Source organism: Niastella populi, from assembly GCF_002078015.1.
GTDB classification, from domain to species: Bacteria; Bacteroidota; Bacteroidia; order Chitinophagales; family Chitinophagaceae; genus Niastella; species Niastella populi.
In genome coordinates, this window is sequence record NZ_LWBP01000065.1 from 1 (window position 1) to 1051 (window position 1051).

Sequence of the window (1051 nt, forward strand, 5' to 3'; positions counted from 1 at the left end):
ATACGATAGAAAATTCTTTTTCTTCAATGAAACTATGGGCGCAGCGGCGAACATACACCTGCATGATCTGCTGTATGGGTTCCTTCCAGTCATTTGGCATCATCACTTCGTTTGTCCACGGTTGATCTGGATATTTGAACCGGGCGCCATGTTCCGCCACCATGTGAATGTTGCAGTCGCCAAAATACTTTTCGAGCCAGTCACTGTTTCTGCCACTGATAAGGCAAACCGTATTTTTATTTTCGTTCAGTTCTTTAAGAAGTTGAAGCAGTTCTTTACCGGGTACGGCATCGGCCGGGTTTGAAACAAAGGATTTAAGGGTGCCGTCATAATCAAGCAACAGGAGTCTTTTATCAGCTGCCCGGTAGGCTTCCAGTAAATGTATTTTTGAATACTCATCGAGGAATTTTACCTGGAAATCCTGTTGTTTCTTTTTGATGTTCCGTAATTCACCCAGAAAATCTTCCGCCCATATTTTTACATCATAACCGGCAATGCGGCTTTGCATGGCCTCGAGGCGAATGGCCTGTTCCTCCTCAGGCATTTCCAGCCCGGCTTTGATGGCATTTGCCATTTCACTTACGTCATTGGGATTAATTATGATCGCATCGGACAACTCCCTGGCGGCACCAGCCATTTCGCTGAGCACGAGTACACCTTTTTTGTCTTTCCGGCTGGCCACAAATTCTTTCGCTACCAGGTTCATTCCGTCACGAAGCGGCGTGATCAATGCCAGGTCGCATCCCGTGTATAAAGCTATCAGCTCGTCGAACGGTAAAGCGTGGTATTGATAAATAACAGGCTGCCAGTGTATGTTGCCAAGGCGGCTGTTGATCTGGCTGATAGTTTGGTCGATGATCTGTTTACGTTCTTTGTATTTGGCAATATTGTCTCTCGATGGCACAACGGCGAGGATGAAAATTACCTTTTCATGATACTGGGGATTGTTTGCCAAAAAGTATTCAAAGGCTTTCAGCCGGTTATTCACTCCTTTTGTATAATCGAGCCGGTCTACGGAGAAGATGATCTTTCTATTGCCCTTCTTTTGTGC

The 1051-nt window shown here is 45.6% G+C and carries 1 protein-coding gene; it reads right to left on the bottom strand.

Annotated elements, in window-relative coordinates:
• Positions 1 to 1051: trehalose-6-phosphate synthase (locus tag A4R26_RS07470; protein WP_207625705.1), on the bottom strand; the 1051-nt coding region annotated here is incomplete at both ends.